Source organism: Polaribacter gochangensis (assembly GCF_046224025.1).
Taxonomy (GTDB): Bacteria; Bacteroidota; Bacteroidia; order Flavobacteriales; family Flavobacteriaceae; genus Polaribacter; species Polaribacter gochangensis.
On the sequence record NZ_JBJXRF010000001.1, the window covers coordinates 1,032,412 to 1,052,310 of the forward strand.

General features: G+C 29.9%; 22 protein-coding genes. 11 read left to right on the top strand and 11 right to left on the bottom strand.

What is annotated here, in order from left to right; all coding sequences use genetic code 11:
• The first annotated feature begins 94 nt into the window (after window positions 1-94).
• From ACEWL1_RS04810 to ACEWL1_RS04825, 4 genes are all read left to right on the top strand, one after another.
• Window positions 95-748 (top strand): hypothetical protein, encoded by a 654-nt coding sequence (locus ACEWL1_RS04810; protein WP_409232145.1) that lies wholly within the window; start codon window positions 95-97, stop codon window positions 746-748.
• Window positions 741-1,499: a sensor histidine kinase gene (locus tag ACEWL1_RS04815; protein ID WP_409232146.1), complete on the top strand. Its 759-nt coding sequence runs from the start codon at window positions 741-743 to the stop codon at window positions 1,497-1,499. The genes ACEWL1_RS04810 and ACEWL1_RS04815 overlap by 8 nt, the downstream gene beginning before the upstream one ends.
• A gap of 1 nt (window position 1,500) precedes the next feature.
• Window positions 1,501-2,214 carry a LytR/AlgR family response regulator transcription factor gene (locus ACEWL1_RS04820; protein WP_409232147.1) on the top strand — a complete coding sequence of 238 codons (714 nt, stop codon included), beginning with the start codon at window positions 1,501-1,503 and terminating at the stop codon, window positions 2,212-2,214.
• Window positions 2,215-2,496: 282 nt separating this feature from the next.
• Entirely contained in the window at window positions 2,497-3,804 is a 1,308-nt protein-coding gene (locus tag ACEWL1_RS04825; protein ID WP_409232148.1) for a DUF4886 domain-containing protein, read from the top strand.
• A gap of 367 nt (window positions 3,805-4,171) precedes the next feature.
• Here the strand turns inward: ACEWL1_RS04825 and ACEWL1_RS04830 are convergent, their stop codons facing one another.
• Entirely contained in the window at window positions 4,172-4,579 is a 408-nt protein-coding gene (locus tag ACEWL1_RS04830; protein WP_409232149.1) for a cupin domain-containing protein, read from the bottom strand.
• 89 nt (window positions 4,580-4,668) lie between these two features.
• Here ACEWL1_RS04830 and ACEWL1_RS04835 point away from each other — a divergent pair, with 89 nt between their 5' ends.
• From ACEWL1_RS04835 to ACEWL1_RS04850, 4 genes are read left to right on the top strand one after another with little or no spacing between them, the layout of a single operon-like run.
• Window positions 4,669-5,538, top strand: a complete 870-nt coding sequence (locus tag ACEWL1_RS04835; RefSeq protein ID WP_409232150.1) for an alpha/beta hydrolase — start codon at window positions 4,669-4,671, stop codon at window positions 5,536-5,538.
• Window positions 5,535-6,332 carry an alpha/beta hydrolase gene (locus ACEWL1_RS04840; protein WP_409232151.1) on the top strand — a complete coding sequence of 266 codons (798 nt, stop codon included), beginning with the start codon at window positions 5,535-5,537 and terminating at the stop codon, window positions 6,330-6,332. The genes ACEWL1_RS04835 and ACEWL1_RS04840 overlap by 4 nt, the downstream gene beginning before the upstream one ends.
• Window positions 6,333-6,373: 41 nt before the next feature.
• Window positions 6,374-7,732, top strand: coding sequence for a DEAD/DEAH box helicase (locus ACEWL1_RS04845; RefSeq protein ID WP_409232152.1), 1,359 nt, complete (start codon window positions 6,374-6,376; stop codon window positions 7,730-7,732).
• Between the two features lie 2 nt (window positions 7,733-7,734).
• Entirely contained in the window at window positions 7,735-8,100 is a 366-nt protein-coding gene (locus ACEWL1_RS04850) for a Na(+)-translocating NADH-quinone reductase subunit F (RefSeq protein WP_409232153.1), read from the top strand.
• Window positions 8,101-8,244: 144 nt separating this feature from the next.
• Here the strand turns inward: ACEWL1_RS04850 and ACEWL1_RS04855 are convergent, their stop codons facing one another.
• The 4 genes from ACEWL1_RS04855 to ACEWL1_RS04870 form a co-directional block, all read right to left on the bottom strand.
• Window positions 8,245-8,841: a mobile mystery protein B gene (locus ACEWL1_RS04855; RefSeq protein WP_409232154.1), complete on the bottom strand. Its 597-nt coding sequence runs from the start codon at window positions 8,839-8,841 to the stop codon at window positions 8,245-8,247.
• A complete protein-coding gene (locus ACEWL1_RS04860) occupies window positions 8,832-9,293 on the bottom strand; it encodes a mobile mystery protein A (protein ID WP_409232155.1) in 462 nt (153 codons plus the stop codon). The genes ACEWL1_RS04855 and ACEWL1_RS04860 overlap by 10 nt, the downstream gene beginning before the upstream one ends.
• Before the next feature lie 350 nt (window positions 9,294-9,643).
• Window positions 9,644-10,819, bottom strand: coding sequence for a hypothetical protein (locus ACEWL1_RS04865; RefSeq protein ID WP_409232156.1), 1,176 nt, complete (start codon window positions 10,817-10,819; stop codon window positions 9,644-9,646).
• A 74-nt stretch (window positions 10,820-10,893) separates the two neighbouring features.
• Window positions 10,894-11,760 (bottom strand): OmpA/MotB family protein, encoded by an 867-nt coding sequence (locus tag ACEWL1_RS04870; RefSeq protein WP_409232157.1) that lies wholly within the window; start codon window positions 11,758-11,760, stop codon window positions 10,894-10,896.
• 128 nt (window positions 11,761-11,888) lie between these two features.
• Between ACEWL1_RS04870 and ACEWL1_RS04875 the strand changes: the two genes are divergently transcribed.
• Both ACEWL1_RS04875 and ACEWL1_RS04880 read left to right on the top strand, forming a co-directional pair.
• Window positions 11,889-12,866: an FAD:protein FMN transferase gene (locus ACEWL1_RS04875; protein WP_409232158.1), complete on the top strand. Its 978-nt coding sequence runs from the start codon at window positions 11,889-11,891 to the stop codon at window positions 12,864-12,866.
• 84 nt (window positions 12,867-12,950) lie between these two features.
• The gene (locus tag ACEWL1_RS04880) at window positions 12,951-14,234 is read left to right on the top strand and encodes a hypothetical protein (protein ID WP_409232159.1); all 1,284 of its coding nucleotides are present in this window, start codon (window positions 12,951-12,953) and stop codon (window positions 14,232-14,234) included.
• Here the strand turns inward: ACEWL1_RS04880 and ACEWL1_RS04885 are convergent.
• From ACEWL1_RS04885 to map, 3 genes are read right to left on the bottom strand one after another with little or no spacing between them, the layout of a single operon-like run.
• Window positions 14,231-14,956, bottom strand: coding sequence for a class I SAM-dependent methyltransferase (locus ACEWL1_RS04885; protein ID WP_409232266.1), 726 nt, complete (start codon window positions 14,954-14,956; stop codon window positions 14,231-14,233). The genes ACEWL1_RS04880 and ACEWL1_RS04885 overlap by 4 nt on opposite strands.
• A gap of 42 nt (window positions 14,957-14,998) precedes the next feature.
• On the bottom strand, window positions 14,999-15,196 hold the full coding sequence (locus ACEWL1_RS04890) for a gliding motility protein GldL (RefSeq protein WP_409232160.1): 198 nt from the start codon (window positions 15,194-15,196) through the stop codon (window positions 14,999-15,001).
• A 9-nt stretch (window positions 15,197-15,205) separates the two neighbouring features.
• Window positions 15,206-16,009 (bottom strand): type I methionyl aminopeptidase, encoded by an 804-nt coding sequence (map, locus tag ACEWL1_RS04895; RefSeq protein ID WP_409232161.1) that lies wholly within the window; start codon window positions 16,007-16,009, stop codon window positions 15,206-15,208.
• 138 nt (window positions 16,010-16,147) lie between these two features.
• On the opposite strand from map, the gene ACEWL1_RS04900 reads away from it, so the two are divergent.
• A complete protein-coding gene (locus ACEWL1_RS04900) occupies window positions 16,148-17,416 on the top strand; it encodes an acetyl-CoA hydrolase/transferase family protein (RefSeq protein ID WP_409232162.1) in 1,269 nt (422 codons plus the stop codon).
• Between the two features lie 2 nt (window positions 17,417-17,418).
• Here the strand turns inward: ACEWL1_RS04900 and ACEWL1_RS04905 are convergent, their stop codons facing one another.
• The 3 genes from ACEWL1_RS04905 to gpmI are packed head-to-tail and all read right to left on the bottom strand — an operon-like array spanning window position 17,419 to window position 19,877.
• Entirely contained in the window at window positions 17,419-17,826 is a 408-nt protein-coding gene (locus ACEWL1_RS04905; RefSeq protein ID WP_409232163.1) for a BT0820 family HAD-type phosphatase, read from the bottom strand.
• A 3-nt stretch (window positions 17,827-17,829) separates the two neighbouring features.
• Window positions 17,830-18,351: a thioredoxin family protein gene (locus ACEWL1_RS04910; protein WP_409232164.1), complete on the bottom strand. Its 522-nt coding sequence runs from the start codon at window positions 18,349-18,351 to the stop codon at window positions 17,830-17,832.
• An 8-nt stretch (window positions 18,352-18,359) separates the two neighbouring features.
• Complete coding sequence (gene gpmI / locus ACEWL1_RS04915; protein WP_409232165.1) at window positions 18,360-19,877, bottom strand: 2,3-bisphosphoglycerate-independent phosphoglycerate mutase; 1,518 nt, start codon at window positions 19,875-19,877, stop codon at window positions 18,360-18,362.
• Window positions 19,878-19,899: the final 22 nt, after the last annotated feature.

Here is a 19,899-nt window from a genome sequence, read left to right on the forward strand (position 1 = left end):
TTCTTTTGCTTATTTGAGAAATGAAGCTCATTTTTATATTACGTTATAAGCACATTTAATATATATATAGTATTTTTATAAAAACAACAACTATATGGATCCTTTCTTTTTCGGTTTTGCATTAAGCATTTTTAGTCTTTTCTTACTACTTATTAATGCTATTTTATTTTCATCTAAGGTTATGAAGTTTAACAATCAAGTATATAAATATATTACCATATATTTAATTGCACTGTTTGTTGTTGAACTATTTTGTAATGTTATTGGGTATCTGAACCCAGGAGCAAATTTTTTCTTGTCGCATTTTTACTTTAATGCTCAGTTTGTATTATTAAGTGCAGTTTTTTATCGACTTTTTACAAATCAAAAATTAAAGAAAATTGTTGTTGTTAATTATATTATTGTTACTTTAATAATAATAGGAATGTATGTGTTTAATAATGATTCTTTTTGGCAATTTAACTTATTTGAAATAGCAGCAACTTCATTACTTTTAATAGTCTATGCTTTTATTCATTTTTATAATACTTTAGGGGAAAAGAAAAAATATTTTTACTTGAATACTGGTATGGTTTTGTATGTTCTATGCAGTTCTTTAATATTTCTCTTTGGAAATTATGAGCTTGTTTTTATTGAAGACCCATATATTGATGTTTGGATTTTTAATACTGTTTTTTATATCATTTATCAAGTGCTAATTTTTACTGAATGGAGATATATAAATAAGCATGGAGTAGAGAATGAATAATGATAACAGCTTATTGCTAATTGTAACGTACGCAATCATTTTTCTATTAATTTTTATAATTAGTATTATCATTTTTATTCTTAAGTCAAGAAAAGACAGAGTTAATATCCAAAATCAAAAGAAAGAAATTGAAGAAATTGTAATCCAAAAAACAGTTTTATTAAAGGAAATTCATCACAGAGTAAAAAACAACTTACAATTAATTTCGAGTTTATTATATCTACAATCTGTTAAGCATAAAAACGTTGAAATTACAACAATGGTTAATGAATCTCTTAAGCATATTAACTCTATTGCTTTGGTTCATGAAATGCTATATCAAGATGAAACGTTGTCTTTAGTTGCAATGAGAAAATATTTACAAGAACTTGGAGTTAGACTTTTACAAGTTTCTTCCAAAAAAAATATAAATTATAATATAAGTGTAAAAGATATTTCTTTAACACTAGATTATGCTACTACGTTAGGACTTATATTTAACGAGCTTATAACTAATTCTTTAAAATATGCTTTTGACAAGAATAAAAATGGCGTTATAACGGTTTCTTTAGTAGAAATACAGGTAAATGAATATCGTTTTACATATTCTGATAATGGGTGTGGTTTAGATGTTAAAGCATCAAATAAAGATAAAACTATGGGGCAAAAATTAATTAAAATGTTTGCTGAAGAAATTGAAGCAGATTTAGAAATTATAAATGATAATGGACTAACATATATTTTTAATTTCAATAATTCATATAAAGTATAAGATGAAAATGATTAGCGTTTATGTGGTAGAAGATATGGCAATCTCAAGAGTTTCTTTAGAAACGATGTTGTTGGAAAATAACTTTAAACTTTCCGGATCTTCAGCTACAGCAGAAGTAGCTTGGAAAGAATTACAAAAGAATGAAACGGATTTAATTTTGTTAGATATTAATTTGGCAGGAAAAAAAAACGGAGTTTGGTTAGCGCAACAGGTGCGTAAGTATTTACATATTCCAATTGTTTTTTTAACAGCATACGGAGATCAAAATACAGTGAAGGAAGTTTTAGAAACAAATCCAAATGGGTATTTAATGAAACCATATCAAGAGCCAACATTATTAACAACTATTAATATTGCATTGAATAATTTTAAGGAAAAAACTAATAAATTAAAAAAAAGGAATACGGATTTTATATTTGTAAAAGATAGAAATGTAAATGTAAAATTATTTTTTAAAGATATTTGTTATGTAAAGTCAGAAGGTAATTATTTAGAGATTATTTTAGCTGACAAGAGATATGTGATTAGAAGTAAATTGTTAGATTTTAATGTGGAATTGCCCGAAACTATCTTTTATAAATGTCATAGAAGATATATCATAAATATTACAATTATTTATGCTTTAGGAAAAGATTTTATCCAATTAGAAAAAGAAAAAATACCACTTTCTAATAAATATAAAATAGCTTTAGAAAAAGCACTTTCAATAAAATAGTAGTAAGAAAGTTATTCTAAACTTCACAGAAAATCACCATTTCTTCACAAATTATTGTTTTAGTTTTTAATAATCTTGATATTTGATTGCATAAATATACTAAGAGAAAGGAAAAACTGTAGATATATACGGGTATTCTTTTTGAACAGTAATATCATATTAAAAGAAAATCATTATTTGGTTAGGGGCTAATAATGATTTACAAAACCGATTCAGAAATGTGTCGGTTTTTTTGGTTTTGTTACTTAATGAGTATCTTTAGAAACGTTAATTAAGTTGAAAATGTTAAAAAGTATTGATGATAATAATTATTCTTTAAACTTACGAGCTAAGTTTATTATAATCAGTTTTTTAATTATATGTAATTATGTTGGATATTCTCAAAAAACAAAAAAAGTCTTGTTTATTGGTAATAGTCAAACTTTTTATAATGATTTGCCAGCATTAACAAGTAATATTGCAGCTTCTTTAGGAGATGTGTTAAATTACGAAGAATCTACCATCCCTGGTTTTAGTTTAAAGCAACACTTAAATAAACCCGAAACGATAAATAAAATTAAAAAAGGTGGATGGGATTATGTAATCTTACAAGAACAAAGTTCTTTGCCAGCTTTATGGAATAGTTTTGTAGAAGAAAATGTATATCCTTATATACAGCAGATGAAAGATTTTATTTTAGAACACAACCCTTGTGCAAAAATTATTTTATATCATACTTGGGGTTATAAATTAGGTTTTCAAACGTACTGCTCAACTTACCCAAATGTATGTGATTATAATGGAATGGATAATGAATTGCAAAAACGATTTATAGAAATGCAAACCAAGTTTAATGCAATTATTTCTCCTGTTGGTCCAGTTTGGAGAAATATAAGAAACTCTTTTCCAGATATTGAATTGTTTGACTTAGACAACACGCATCCTTCCTTAAAAGGAAGCTTTACAGGAGCATTAACTTTTTATACTGTTATTTTTGAGAAAGATGCAAGTTCCTCAACTTATAACCCAGGGATTCCTAACCTAGATGCAACAAAAATTAAAGATGTAGTAAAAGAAGTTAGCTTTGATAATTTATCTGTTTGGAGAAACATTGTTTTAGATGCAGATATAAAGTTTGATTATCAAATTGTCTCTAATTTAGAAGTTACTTTTTTAAATGCAACAGAATTTGCTGTTAGTTATGAATGGGATTTTGGTGATGGAAAAACATCCACAGATAAAAACCCTAAACATACTTACTCTACAGATGGAAGTTATTTAGTTACTTTGGCTGTAAATAGATGTGATAAAACTGTGATAAAAAAGCAAACAATTGTCTTGAAAACACTTTCGGTTCAAGATTTAAACAGAGCTGATCTTACTCTTTACCCAAACCCGGCTCAAGAATTTTTATATATAAATTTGCCAAATACTGAAGTGAAAATAAGTGTGTTTTCAATTGAAGGAAAACTATTGTTAGATGGTATTAAGCCTACACGTAAAAAATACCAATTAAATATTTCTAACTTAAATTCTGGATTATATTTGTTGAGAGTTACAAATGTAAATAATACTTCAGATTTTAAAAACAAGCTTTTTGTGATTCAATAAAATAAGTGCTTTATTCGTCACTTTAAATTTCTATATCTAAAAGAACTACGTTTAGAACATTAAAGCACTTTTTAAGAAAACTATTGGTAATATTGTTTTTTAAATAAACAATTAATGGTTAGGTGTTTGGTTTGTAAAAGTGAAAAGAAGAAAGATGTTTCTATCTATACTCTTATACCGGTTATAAAGCATACAAAATGTTTTAACTGTAAGAAAAGTTACACTTGGATTGCTTTTCTGAACAAGAATTATTTACTGAGTAAAATTTCACTTATAAAAAGAGTCAATAAGTAAATATATTTTACTTCTTTAATTTCTTAAATAGACCAGTTTTTCATTACTAGCTGCTCAAACAATGTTTTAAAATCTATTTAGGTTCAATAATCAAAAACGCTGCTGTGGTATTGCCAATGTTTAAAACTTCATGTGTGGTAACTCCTTCATTTGAAAAATCACTTCCTGTTGGTACATCAACTTCTTTCACTCCAGCACTATTTGTAATTTTGAATTTACTTCCAGTAATTGTATAACCAAAATGGGTATTGTGATAATGTTTCTCGTGTCCAACTCCTGGAGGAAACGTACATTTTAGCACTCTTAATTTGGCGTTGTCTTGTAGTATTTCACAAACTTTTTTGCCTTTCCAGCCCGCTTCATAAGGATCCAGGAGTGTTGTTTTTTGTTTACACGAAATAAAGAAAAAGAAAAAAGAAGCAATGATAATCTTAACTTTATTAAATAGATTTTCACTGTTGATATGGGGTAATTTAATCATGTTGGTTTGGTTGATATAATTAATTGATGTTAAATTTACTCTTTTTTATTGAATTTAAAATCAGTAGTTTAGTGCAAATAAATTTTTAGATGAACTATACAACTATCATTTTCATTCTTCTATCTGTAATTGCTGTTGTAAGTGTTGTTTTGTATTTTTTTCAAGAACGTTTTTTATTTCATCCAGAAAAATTACCAGAAGATTTTATTTTTCAGTACGAAAATCAAAAAGTAAAAGAATACAATTTAGAAATAAAAAAAGGCGTAGTAATTAACGGATTGCATTTTCAGGCGGAAAACCCCAAAGGTATAGTGTATTATCTAAAAGGCAATTCTAAAAGCATCAAAGGTTGGGGGAAATTTGCGGTAGATTTTACTATTTATGGATATGATGTGATTATGATTGATTATCGTGGTTTTGGAAAAAGCACCGGAAAAATGAGTCAGCAATCTATGAAAAATGATGCCTTGTTAGTGTATGACAAATTAAAAGAAATTATCAACGAGGATAAAATTATAGTCTACGGACGCTCTTTAGGAACAGGTTTGGCAACCAAAGTTGCTTCGATGAATAACCCCAAAATGCTCATTTTGGCATGTCCGTATTTTAGCATGTCAAAAAATGTAAAACGTTATTTGCCTTTTCTACCATTAGGATTGATTATGCGGTATCAAATGCCCACTTATAAATGGATTAAACACGTGAACTGTCCGATTAAAATTATTCATGGTACAAATGATAAAATAATTCAGTTTAAATCAAGCTTAAAACTCTCTAAAATGAAACCGAATTTAACAAGATTATATCCAATTATTGACGGCGGACACAAAAATTTACATAATTTTGAAAGCTATCACAGCGCATTGGAAGAAGTTTTAAATGAAGAAGGCATTTCTAAAGTTGATAGAGAACATACAAGTATCAATTTTATCAGGTCTAAACGAACATCTAAGAAATGAAACGATTAAAAAAGATACTAATTGCGTTAGTATCAATTTATGTATTGATTATGAGCTTATTACATGTTTTTCAAGAAAAAATTATTTTTTTACCAGAAGCAATTGAGGCAGATTATATGTATCAATTCCCTTTTGATTTTGAAGAAGTAAATCTACAAACAAAAGACAATCAAACTATAAATGCGCTGCATATTAAGGCAGAAAACCCAAAAGGAATCATCTTGTATTTTCATGGAAATAAAGGAAATCTAATTCGTTGGGGAGAAATTACTTCCTATTTTACACAATTTAATTATGATGTTTTTGTGATTGATTATCGCGGTTACGGAAAAAGCACAGGAGCTTTTAATGAAATAGAAATGTATGCTGATGCACAATTAAGTTATGAGTATGTAAAAAAGCAATTTTCTGAAGATAAGATTATTGTGTACGGACGTTCTTTGGGAACCACATTTGCCACAAAAGTTGCATCAGAAAACCATCCAAAGCACGTTATCTTAGAAGCGCCATTTTATAATTTGCATCATGCGGCAAATTTTAAATACAAAGTAATTCCGAAATTTTTATTGAACTTTAAATTCAAATCCAACGAGTCCATTTCAAAGATTAAAAGTCCGATTACCATTTTTCACGGAACGGAAGACAAAACAACTCCGATTGAAGGAAGTCAAAATTTATTTAAGCTAATTACAACTACAAAAAAAGAATTTATTCCGCTTAAAAACGGAACACATCACAACCTAAGAAGTTTTCAGGAATATACAACCACTTTAAAAACAATTTTAGAGAATTAACATTTTTAGAAATGGTATCTTTGCCACATAATTTATTTTTTATGCAAACTACATTTCAAGATTTAAACTTATCTACACAGCTTTTAAACGCTATTGAAGACTTAGGGTTTACACATCCAACTCCAGTTCAAGAACAAGCATTTTCTGTAGTAAGATCAGGTAAAGATGTAGTTGGTATTGCGCAAACAGGAACTGGAAAAACCTTTGCGTATATGATGCCAATTTTAAGAGATTTAAAATATACAGAACAAAAACATCCCCGGATTTTAGTATTGGTTCCAACAAGAGAATTGGTGTTGCAAGTTGTAGAAGAAATAGAAAAACTAGCAAAATATATTACATTACGTGTGTTGGGAGTTTATGGTGGCGCAAACATCAACGTGCAAAAAAGAGCCATTTTACAAGGTCAAGATATTATTGTTGCAACTCCAGGAAGGTTGTACGATTTAGCGTTGAGTAAAACATTGAACATGAAATCTATCCAAAAATTGGTGATTGATGAAGTGGATGTAATGTTAGATTTGGGTTTTCGTTTTCAACTCTTAAACATTTTTGATATTTTACCAGAACGCCGACAAAACATTATGTTTTCTGCAACGATGACAGAAGATGTAGACGGATTGATTACAGACTTTTTTAAATCGCCAGAAAAGGTTTCTATTGCAGTAAGCGGAACGCCGTTAGATAATATTGCACAAGAATGTTATGATGTTCCTAACTTTTACACCAAAGTAAATTTATTAAATCACTTATTAAAAGATACAAAGACCTTTACCAAAGTGTTGGTTTTTGTTGCAAATAAACGTGGTGCAGACAGATTGTTCGAATCGTTAGATGAATCTTTTGCTGATGAAATTTGTGTGATTCATTCTAATAAAACACAAAATTATAGAATTCGTTCTATTCGTCAGTTTGATGACGGGATGAACCGAATTATGGTAGCAACCGATGTAATGGCACGTGGATTAGATTTAGAAGAAATTAGTCATGTTATCAATTTTGACACACCTAATTTCCCTGAAAATTACATGCACAGAATTGGTAGAACTGGTAGAGCAGAACACGAAGGAAAAACCATTTTATTTTCCACACCAAAAGAGCAAGAAGATAAAACGGCTATTGAGGAATTAATGAATTATGAGATTCCGAAAGTAGCTTTTCCTTCAGAAGTTGCAATTTCTGAATTGTTAACAGAAGACGAACGTCCAAGAGAAGATATAGAACGTTCTAAAAATAGAACGAGAAAAGAATATGTTCCTGGTGAAGCATTTCATGAAAAAAGCGAAAAGAATAGTAAAACCAATCAAGGTGGTTCTTATCGAAGAGAAATCGCGAAGAAATACAAAAAGCCAAAAACTCGAGGCGACAAAAATTACAACAAGCACAATAAAAAGAAATAAGAATGCAAGTTTTAACTGCGCAAGAATTGCATAATTTAGGAATGAACATCGTTGGAAAAAAACTCCAAGAAATGGGTTATGAATTTGTTGCAGTGAATAGCGAATTAAAAAAACATCCGCAATTTGTATTGTTTAAAAAAGGAGAACCCACCATTTTTGTATTGGTAAAAACAACCAATAATATTCAAACTCCAGAAGAATATGATGTGCTTTGGATGGAAACTTTTAAAGAACACGCAAAAAAACAAAATGCCAAAGTTTGGTTTGCTGGTGTAGGAATTGCCAATGCAGAAAGTACCGAAAATCCTGTTTTTAAAGACCAACCTTATTATGTTGCGTTTGAGGATTTTATTAAGATTTTGGAGTAGGTTTCGCTAACGTGTTTGTGTATGGTTTGTTGCGTGGTTTAAGCACCTAATTTAGCAAATAAAAACCGAATAGAAAATCCGCTAGGACTTTCGTAAGTAGGCCAGCACTAGCAATAAATTATATACGGTGTTGGCTTTAGTTTTTTAGTTTTCTGCAAATTTTATTAATGGTTTTATATTTCCATTGTCAGCTTTTCTTAATGCTATGATATACTCTTTTCTTGTTTCATCTGCTCTAACCATATTTGACTTGTGCCAGCTGAAAATTTCTTTTCCGAAAATAGATTCAATAATTATATCAGCCATCATTCTTGAGTGTCTACCATTTCCATTAGGAAAGCAGTGAATTGCTACGATTCTATGTTTAAATCTAATAGCAATTTCTTTAGGCGAATAAGTCTTGTTTTCTAGCCAATATTTAGTGTCATCAATTAGATTTTTCAGTTCTATTCCGATTTGAGTCCATCTTATTCCAATGTTTTTGTCAGTCTTTCTAAATTCACCTGCCCATTTCCAAACATCGCCGTACATTTTTTTGTGTAAATCTTTTATAAACTTTTCAGTCAATATTTTTTCAGGTTTTAAATTAGCTCGAATAGTCCATTCTACAGCTTTTTCAATATTTAACTGTTCAAATTCATCGAGTTCTTTTTGCGTTGTTATTGATTTTATTTTTAGACCTTCTTTTTCGTCTTCATCTAAGGGTGTTTGGCCATCTGCGTATTTTAAATCTAATCCCATAATGACTTTTTCATTTCCCTTTTTATTTCATTAGTCAAGTCATTTATTGAATGTTCAATTTTATCCTCACTGATTCCTTGGTCCTCTAATTTCATATTTTGATTGGTCCTTAAAACAATTTTACGGGCCAGTTTTTCAGCCTTTAAGTTGATTAGACTTTCGATGGTCCCATCTTTAGGAATAAAACCATAGATAAATTTCATATTCAAGGCATTGCCAACATCCTTTAGTTTATTGATGGTTATCTGACCTGTAGCTTCACGTTCCTCCATTTTTTGAATAGCTCCTTTAGTCAAGTTAAGTTTGGTCCCTAATTGGTCCCTTGTCATATTAAGAGTGGTTCTAATAGTATTTACCCACCCTTTTTGTGGGACCAGGACCATTCCTGCATCTTTAAAATTAGCCAGTTTTTGATCTAATTGTTCTATGAGTAGTTTTTTCTTGTTTCTCATTTGTTAACATTTTATACATATAAGTATGTAAATTAAAACAAAAGTATACAAATATGTATAAATAAACAAAAAAAGAATACTCATATGTATTCTTTTGTGTAAATAATCATACAAATATGTATGAATAAGCTTGTCTAAAAGGTTCTGATTTAAATTAAAGCCAATTTAAGAATATGGTTCCGTTTTAATGAATTATATTCAGAGTTAGCGAAGTTATCTTTTTTTGAAGAGAAAGTCAATAAGTAAAACACTTGTTTAAAACAAAAAAAAGCCTCGCAAATTGCGAGGTTTTTAAATATTCAAAAAAATATTATTCAGCTTTTTCTTCAACAAATTGCTGAAATTATGAGTTAATTATTCTCTAATTTAATTTTATAATCACTTAAAAGTTTCTTGTGCTTGTTTTGATGCCACATAGACATAGATTTTGATTTTTCTAATGCTAGAGCTTGATATTTTATTGCTTTATCAAAGTCATTAAGCTCTAAATATACTTTAGCAAGAGAAGACAAAGCGTATGCAGAATCTGGATATAGTTTGGCTGTTTTTTGATAAATCATTAATCCTTTGGTTGAATTATTTTCCATCAAAGATTTAGCAAGAGCTATTAATGATCCTTCAGCAGAAATATTAAAGCCATATTTATTTTTAGAAATTCTATTGTAATAATTTATAATTGCTTGAGCTCCACGTTTTGAGATATCAGAATCAGCCTTAAGATTAGTATGTATGTCATTAAACAATGCTTCTATACCATTTATGGTAGAAACAATTGGTTGAGACATATAGTTGTTTTTATTATTACGATGAATTTGCCAATCAAGGTTCTTTGTTGAAGAGTTTTTTAATATTTTTTCAAGTTTATTAAAAGAAGATAAGTTACCTTGTTCATATTGATGATTTCCTGTAGATAAGTAGAGGAATCTTAGTTTATTATCTAACTTATTTAATTTAGCTTTCGAATCAGATATTACTGCTCCAAAATCATTAGCTAACGTTGGGCTAGAAATGATATAGGCATTAAATAGTTTTGGTCTATTAATTAATGAGTATAAACCAAAAGCCCCATTTGACATGAAACCACTATAAATTCTGAAACCATTTGTTCTGTATTTTTTATCTATAGTATTGAGTAAATCAAATTCAAAAAAATCAAGAATTGTTTGATTTTGCGGATTACTTTCAAGCTGTTCAAATAATTTTGCAAATTCTGGATTGTATTTTGCAGGTGTAATTACTATGGTTTCAAACCAAGGCCATTCGCCATTATGACTTAGCCAGTCATGTAAACCACTTAAGAAATGATGACTTCGTGGATGTAAATCGAAAAGGATGAAATATTTTTTTTCTTTTTTTGTACTGTAGCTTTCAGGTAGAGTTATGTTATATTCAATTGGCTCTTTAAAATATTTTGAACTTATCTTTATTGAATGCATTGTATTCAACTTACTAATATCTAATGTTTGAGAAGAAACAGAAATAGAAGCGACAATGAAAATTAAATTAGTTATAAATCTTTTATTCATCTATTTATTTTTTAGATTTTGAACAAAAAAACCTGTTTCAATGAAACAGGTTTTCTAAAATATGTGGTAAAAAATTACTCAGCTTTTTCTTCTAATAAATCAAAGAATTGATCTAATCTTGGCATGATAATAATTTTTGTTCTTCTGTTTTTAGACATGTTAGCTTCCGTGTCGTTTGGTGCTAAAGGCACATAGCTAGATCTACCAGCAGCAATTAATCTACCTGGGTTTACGCTAAATCTATTTTGTAAGATTCTAGCAATAGAAGTTGCTCTTTTAGCAGATAAATCCCAGTTATCTTCTAAGAATTCTGTTTTAATAGATTTAGAATCTGTATGACCTTCAATCATTACATCCATATTAGGCTGTCCTTTTAAAACAGTTGCTACTTTTTCTAATACTTTATAAGCTTTCTCAGTTACATTGTAACTTCCGCTTTTAAATAATAATTTATCAGAAATAGAAATGAAAACAACCGTTTTTTCAACGTTAATTTCAATATCTTCATCATCTAAACCTTCTTTTAACTCTTTCTTTAAGTGAAATGCAACAGCAAGATTCAATGAATCTTTCTTCGTCATTGCTTTTCTGATATACTTAATGTACTGGTCTTTTTTACTTAATTGAATTAACGTTTCTTTAATGTTGTCGTTAGCTCCCTTAGTAAGTACAGTTAAGTTGTCTACAAACTCTAATGTTTTTCTCTTATCTTTTTGCAAGTCTTTTACAGTGGTTTCTAAATCAGAAATTTTAGATTTATACGAACTTGCTAAAGATTGATTTTTTTCTGTTTCAATTAAACATTTTGTTAAATTGGTTTTAACAGCAAGTAATTCATCTTTTGTTTTTTGATGTGTTGCTTCTAAGGCTACATAATCTTTTTTAGAGACACAAGAACCAAGTAAAAAAACAACGGCTAGGGAAAGTAGTACTTTTTTCATTTTTTATTAAAAATTATTTGTTATGCAAATTTATGAAATAGATTCTAATTACATGAAGATTAACAATATTTTATGATGACTTTATGAGTATTTTATAATGTATCTTTGTTTTTATTTAACATTTAGGAATGAAAAAGTCTTTTTTACTACTTTTTGCAGTTTTTTTATTTTCATGTGCTTCTGAAAAAGAAACGCAAACAATTAATTTTGAAGGATTTGTTTTTGGAACAACCTATCATATTACAATTTTACATCAGGATAATGTCAACTATCAAAAGGCTATTGATAGTTTGTTTTTTTTGGTAAATAAATCACTTTCAACGTACATTACAACATCAGATGTTTCTAAAATTAATTCTGGAGATTCTACCGTAATTGTGGATGCATTATTTGCAGAAGTTTTTCAAAAATCTAAACGAATTTTTAAAGAAACCGATGGCTATTTTGATCCAACGGTTGGCAATTTGGTAAATGCTTGGGGTTTTGGACCTAACAAATCTAAAAAAGAAATAGATAGTTTGTCTATTCATAAAATGATGCGATTTGTTGGTTTAGACAAAGTCCAATTGAAAAAAAATAAAATTGAAAAGCAATTTCAAGAAACCTATTTAGATTTTAATTCGATCGCCAAGGGTTTTGGAATTGATGTCGTGGGTCGTTTTTTAGAAAGTAAAAAGGTTCATGATTATTTGGTAGAAATTGGCGGAGAAATAAGAGCTAGAGGAAAAAATAAGAAAGGGAATTTTTGGAATGTAGCCATAGAAAAACCAAATACAGACGGAACACAATCTTTTCAAACAACCGTTCAGTTAGAAAATAGTTCAATGGCAACTTCAGGTAATTATAGAAAATATAGAATTTCTAATGAAGGCAAAAAATACGTACATACTGTAAATCCTAAAACTGGCTTTGCCAAAGAAAGCAATTTGTTAAGTGCTTCAGTAATTTCAAATTTAGATTGTGCTGATGTAGATGCGTATGCAACAGCTTTTATGGCGATGGGATTCGAAAAAACAAAAGCATTTTTAAAATCACACAACAACGTCAAAGTCATTTTAATTTATTTAAACGAAGATAACTCTATAGAAGAATATAGAAATTTCTAATTTAGCACCATTATTTGTAAGTTTTTTTTAATTTTCCCTATATTGCAAATCATATCAATAATGGTGATAATCAACAAACCAACTATGAAAAACCTATTTTTTATACTAGCAATAGTGTTTTTAAGTTTGTCAACTTTTGGACAATCTAATACAGAAATTGCAGGAGTTTATATTCGTAAAGCAGAAACTAGTTATTCGAAATTAGAAATAGATGATGCCGATAAAAATTTTGAAAAAGCGATTAAATTATTAGATACAATTACAAAAGCAGATATCGCAAGATTAGGAGCATTAATTAAGTTTGAATTAAATCAATTTCAAAACGCAAAAAATTACGCAAAACAATATTTTATTTTAGTTAAAAATAAAAAAACAGAAACGTATACACAACTGTTAGACTTATATGTGAGTATTGAGGAAGAGTTAGAGAAAATTGAGCTTGAAAATAAAAAGCTAGAGATAGCAAGACTTGCTAGAGAAAAAGAACTTAGAAGAATAGATTCTTTAAAAACCGTTTGGGAAAATAAATCTGATGCGTTAACACTTCCGTTTAAATCTATCCAAGCTTTTAATAAGCACGGAATTACTGTTTTTCAGAAAGATGATTTTTTTGGTGTAATGAATGATGTTGGAGCAGTTTTTGTTGAAGCCAATACCTATAAAAATGTTAAAACCTTTGATGGTTATATTTTACTCTTAAATAAAAAAGAAAATCCAACTCAAATTTTTTGTTTTGATAGCAAAACTAAAAAAGGGTTTTTATTGCCCAACATTGCCGATTTTAATACCCTCTCTACGCATTTTGGAAAAGTAATGTTGCCAAGAGGAAGTGGTAGAATTATTACCTATCCAAACAATTCTTTAAAGGCATTAGTTTTTGATATTGCTACGAAGAAGTTTGTAAATGTATCTAATGAAAAAGACTTATTTAAAGAATTAAGAAAAACCGATAAAATTGAAAAATACAATAAAGAAGGACAAGTAAGAATCAATAAAGTATGGTACGAATTTGGCGGACACATCGGTGGCGGAATCTATCCATTATATTTACCAGACTACACATTGGCTGGCTTTTTATGCGGAATTGATGGAAAATTCTTAAAAGCAACTGAATTTAATAATTTAGGGCCTTTTTACAACGGTAAAGCACATGTTGCAAATGGTGCAGATTCTTTTTGGGTAAATCAAAACGGGACAAAAGTAAGTGCTGCAACTAATGAATCTGGTAAATATCCAGGAAAATCTCAATTAATAAAATTAGAAACTGGTGGCTACCAGATACATCAAGAATTTGATGGAGAAAAATTTATTATTCTTGGTGTAGAAAAATTAGAACCATTAGAAGATTTTTTAAGAAAACATCCTTAATTTACTTTAAAACAAACAGGCAAAATTTCGTCTTTAGATAAACAAAATCGCTCTACCATTTCTGGAGCGATTTTTTTTGTGTAATCTACTTCGTCAACTTTAAAACCGATAGAACGTAATTTGTCAAAATAATCTCTTCCGTAAACTCGTACATGATCGTATTGTCCGAAGATTTTTGTGCGTTCTTTTTGATCAGTAATAGTGTCATCTTCAAAAGTTATATCTCTAGATAAGTCTTGTGGAACCTGAAAAATCCCCATTCCGTTTGGTTTTAAAACACGATATAATTCTTGCATCGCTTTTGTGTCATCAGAAATATGCTCTAAGACATGATTGCAAAAAACAACATCAAAAGAAGTATCATCAAAAGGTAAATTAAGAATGTCTGCTTTTACATCAGCAATCGGAGAATACAAGTCTGCGGTAATATAATCTAGGTTTTTTTGTTTTTTAAAAATGGATAAAAAACATTGTTCTGGAGCCATATGTAAAACAGACTTTTGTGCTGTAAAAAAATCTGTTTCATTTTGTAGATACAACCAAAGTAAACGATGTCTTTCTAAAGAAAGTGTACTTGGCGATAAAGCATTTTTACGTTGATGTTCGTATCCATACGGTAAAAATTTTCGAAAACTTTTTCCGTCAATTGGATCTGTAAAGTTGTTTCCTTTTAGCCAAAAAGCAATAAATGGTTTTGCCAAATAACTTAATTTAATAAGCATTGGTCTTGGAAAAGTATTTAATATGATTTTAAAGATTTTCAATTATTGATTTAAAAGGTCTTTAAATTTTTTATTGGCAAACAGTTTTATAATAAATAAAAGGAAAGCAATTATTTGTAGAATTGTTCCAATTGTAAGTAATTCTGGACCTAACATCCAGTGAAGTATTTTAAATAAAGCTCCAGCACATATTAAAATAATACCTGTGATAAAAATAAAAATGATATATTTTAGTTTCATACGATAGCTTTAAGCTCTAAATTCATCTTCTTCATTAGAAACGATACCTAATGCATCATAAATATATTGAAAAGTAGAAAGTAATTCTGGCTTTCCGTTGACAATAGCAACATCGTGCTCAAAATGCGCAGAAGGTTTTCCGTCTCTAGTTAAAATAGTCCAACCATCTTTTAATTGATTGATTTGATGTGTTCCCATATTAATCATCGGCTCAATGGCAACAACCATTCCGTTTACAAACTTTTTTCCTCTTCCTCGTTTTCCATAATTTGGCATTTCTGGATCTTCGTGCATTTTTCTTCCTAAACCGTGACCAACCAATTCTCTAACAACACCATATCCATGTTTTTCTGCATAGTTTTGAATTGCAAAACCAACATCGCCAACTCTGTTTCCTGCTTTAAATTCACGAATTCCTTCGTACAAACTTTGTTTAGTGACGTCTAATAATTTTTTTGTTTCAGGAGCAACTTCTCCTACCTCAAAAGTATATGCGTGGTCACCATAAAATCCGTTTTTTAAAGCACCGCAATCAATAGAAATAATATCACCTTCAACCAAAGGTTCGTCTGTAGGAAATCCGTGAACAACTTGTGCATTCGGACTCACACATAAGGTGTTTGGAAAATCATACAGTCCTAAAAAACCAGGAATAGCGCCTTCAGACCTTATAAAGTCTTCTGCCAATGTATCTAATTGAAGCGTAGTAACACCAGGTTTTACTTCTTTGGCAAGCATTCCCAACGTTTTAGAAACAATCAATGCGCTTTCTCGCATTATTTCGATCTCTTCTAAGGTTTTTATTTGAATCATAAAGGTAAAATTAATGGGCAAAGATACTTTAAAAAACGACTAATAAAAAACGGAATATTCTTTAAAACATGACTTTTGACAGCTTTTTTATAAAGTGCAGTCTATAACTTTGCAACATAAAATAGAAAACAGACCGTCATGTATAAATCAATAACAGCAGAAGAAGCTGTGAAAATTATAAAATCCAATGATAGAATTTATGTTCAAGCTGCTGCAGCTGCGCCACAATTATTAATAAATGCGATGTCTGCAAGACATGAAGAGTTGAGAAGTGTTGAGGTTTGTCATTTACATACTGAGGGTGAAGCTCCATATGCAAACCCAGAACTTAAAAACAGTTTCCATGTTAATTCTTTTTTTATTGGGAAAAACGTTCGTCATACGTTAAAAGCAGGAAACGGTTCATATACTCCAGTGTTTTTAAGTGAATTACCGTTGTTGTTTAAACGTAATATTGTTGACTTAGACGTGGCTTTAATTCATGTTTCTGTACCAGATAAACACGGTTATTGCTCTCTAGGTGTTTCTGTAGAAGCAACTTTGGCAGCTATTGAAAATGCAACACATGTAATTGCTCAAGTAAATAAAAAAATGCCTAGAACTTTTGGTGCTGGTATTATACATGTTTCAGAAATCAATGCTTTTGTTGATTGTGATGTTCAATTACCTGGGCATGAAATTGCTCCGCCATCAGAAATAGAAAATAAAATTGGAAATCATGTTGCAAGTTTAATTGAAGACAGAAGCACATTGCAAATGGGAATTGGAAGTATTCCAAATGCAGTTTTGTCTAGATTGGGAAATCATAAAGATTTAGGATTGCACACTGAAATGTTTTCTGACGGAGTTATAGATTTAATTTTAAAAGATGTGATCAACGGGAATTATAAAAAGGTAAATAGAGGAAGAGCTTTGGCCACTTTTTTTATTGGATCGCAACGTTTATATGATTATGTTGATGATAATCCGTTTATAGAAATGAGAGCTTCAAATTATACAAATGATGTTGCCATCATTAAACAAAATCCTAAAATGGTAGCTATAAATTCTGCTATAGAAGTTGATGTTACTGGTCAGGTTTGTGCAGATTCTATCGGTCAAAATATGTATTCTGGTGTAGGTGGACAAATGGATTTTATTAGAGGAGCCTCACTAAGTGAAGGTGGAAAAGCGATTATTGCTTTGCCATCTATTACAAACAAAGGAATTAGTAGAATTGTGCCGTTTTTAAAACAAGGAGCCGGAGTTGTTACGACAAGAGCTCATGTACAATATATTGTAACAGAATATGGTATTGCAAATTTATATGGAAAGACAATTAAACAACGAATAAAAGAATTAGTAAACATTGCACATCCAGGTTTTAGAGAAAGTATAGAAAGAAGTTATGTAGACGGAATTAAGTAAGTTTATTTTAATCTAAAAAAGAGTCCTTTTCGCTTTTTTTTAGGAATCTCTGGAGTGTAATTAAAAATGAGCTTGTAAACTTCTGTCCAGCCAATAAAACCACCAGCGTTTCTATCATCAATAAATAAATCTGCGTTGATTTTTCGGCTTATTTTACCGTCAAATTCTTCTTCTGGATAACTTTTATTTACAGCATAAAACTCGATGCCGTTTTCTTTACAAAATTGAACAGCTTCTTTTAAAGCTCTACCGCTTCTGTAGGTCCATAAAATAAGTCGATGACCTTCTGCTTGTAATTTGAGTAATGTTTCAAAAGCAAAAAGCATAGGTTTGCCAACCCTTGGATATGCATCTTCTACAATAGTTCCGTCAAAATCTACCGCTATAATTAAATGATTTTTTGGCAACATATTTTACTTAGTTTTATCTTGCTTGTATTTTTTACCACTTACTATGGTTAAAAAATCTTTTTCTAAATTCTGATGGGGATATTCAATGTATCTTCCTATTTCTTTTCCTTTTTTATAAAAGATAAAGGTAGGAACGCTTCTAATATCTAGATCTTTTTGTAAATTATCAGGTGTGCTTTTCCCTCTGTTTAATGTTATAAATTCGATATCATTAAAATCGAAACCAGCTTGCTCTAAGATTTTATAGGTTCTTGGGATGTCTTTTTTACTTAAGTGACACCAAGTAGCAACAAATGCCTTTATTTTAACATCTTTAAGTTTCTTTTTTAATTTAGAAATACTTTTAGCATCTGGTGTGTAGTTGTCGTAGTTTTTAACAAACCATTTAGAATAGGGTTGTTGATTAAAATCTTCTTTATGAACAATTCCAACTAAATCTCCAGAAGCATTTCTTGTTGCTTTTGTTTGTTGTGCATAGCTGTTAATGATAAAAGTTAACGCAAATAAAATAATAATTTTCTTCATTTTTAAAACTAAACTAAAGGTTTCTGTGTCATTTCTTCGGGTTGTTTTATACCCATTAATTTTAAAATGGTGGGAGAAATATCGCCTAATATACCATTTTTTATTGATTTTATTTCCTTATCAATTAAGATGATAGGAACAGGGTTCGTTGTATGTGCAGTGTGTGGAGTTCCGTCTGGATTTATCATTGTTTCGCAGTTTCCGTGATCTGCTATTAAGATGGTTGTATAATTATGTTTTAAAGCTGTGGTTACAACATCTTTTGTACAGTGATCTACAGTTTCACATGCTTTTACAGCAGCTTCAAAAACCCCAGTATGACCAACCATATCTCCGTTTGCAAAATTTAAACACACAAAATCTACATCGCCCTTTTCTAATTCAGGAACGATGGCATCTCTAATTTCGTAGGCACTCATTTCGGGTTTTAAATCGTAGGTTGCTACTTTTGGAGACTGACATAACAATCTTTTTTCTCCATTGAATTCTTTTTCTCTTCCACCAGAAAAGAAAAATGTTACATGTGGATATTTCTCTGTTTCTGCAATTCTAATTTGTTTTTTGTTGGCAGTTTCTAAAACTTCGCCTAAGGTATTTTTAAGATTGCTATTGTGGTAAATGATGTGTACATTTTTAAAGGTATCATCATAACTTGTCATGGTTACAAAATACAACGGTAATTTTTTCATGCCGTGTTCAACAAAATCTTTTTGAGTTAACGCGTTGGTTAATTGTCTTCCTCTATCAGTTCTGTAATTAAAGAAAATAACCACATCATCTTTCTGAATTGTTGCTGTTGGATTGTTGTCTTTATCAACTATAATAATTGGCTTGATAAACTCATCTGTAACGCCATTATCATAATTTTTTTGAATACTTTCTAATGCGTTGTTCGTTTTTTCTCCAGTTCCGTTTACCAATCCGCCGTATGCTAATTGTACTCTTTTCCACCGATTGTCTCTGTCCATTGCAAAATATCTACCCGTAATTGAAGCTAATTTTCCAGTTGTTTCTTGCATGGTTTTTTGGATGTCATCAATAAAGAATTTTCCAGACTTTGGGTCACAATCTCTTCCATCAGTAAAAGCATGTAAAAACACATTTTCTAAATCATTTTCTTTTGCAGCTTTTAGCAGTCCTTTTAAATGATTGATGTGCGAATGAATTCCGCCGTTAGAAACCAGTCCTAAAAAATGGACATTTTTATTGTTTTTCTTCGCGTAATCAAAAGCTGCTACCAAAGTTTTTTCTTGTGATAAGGTGTTTTCTTTTACTGCTTTATTGATTCGTGCCAAATTTTGATACACAATTCTGCCAGCTCCTAAATTCATATGGCCAACTTCTGAATTCCCCATTTGTCCTTCTGGTAAACCTACATGTTCGCCATCAGTTCTTAAACTTGCATGCGGAAAATTGGTGTATAACGAATTGATAAAAGGTGTTTTTGCATTGTATATTGCAGATACTTTTGGTTCTTGAGTTATTCCCCAACCATCTAAAATAAGTAAGATTACTTTTTTATTCATAAGACATATAAAGTGTAAAAGT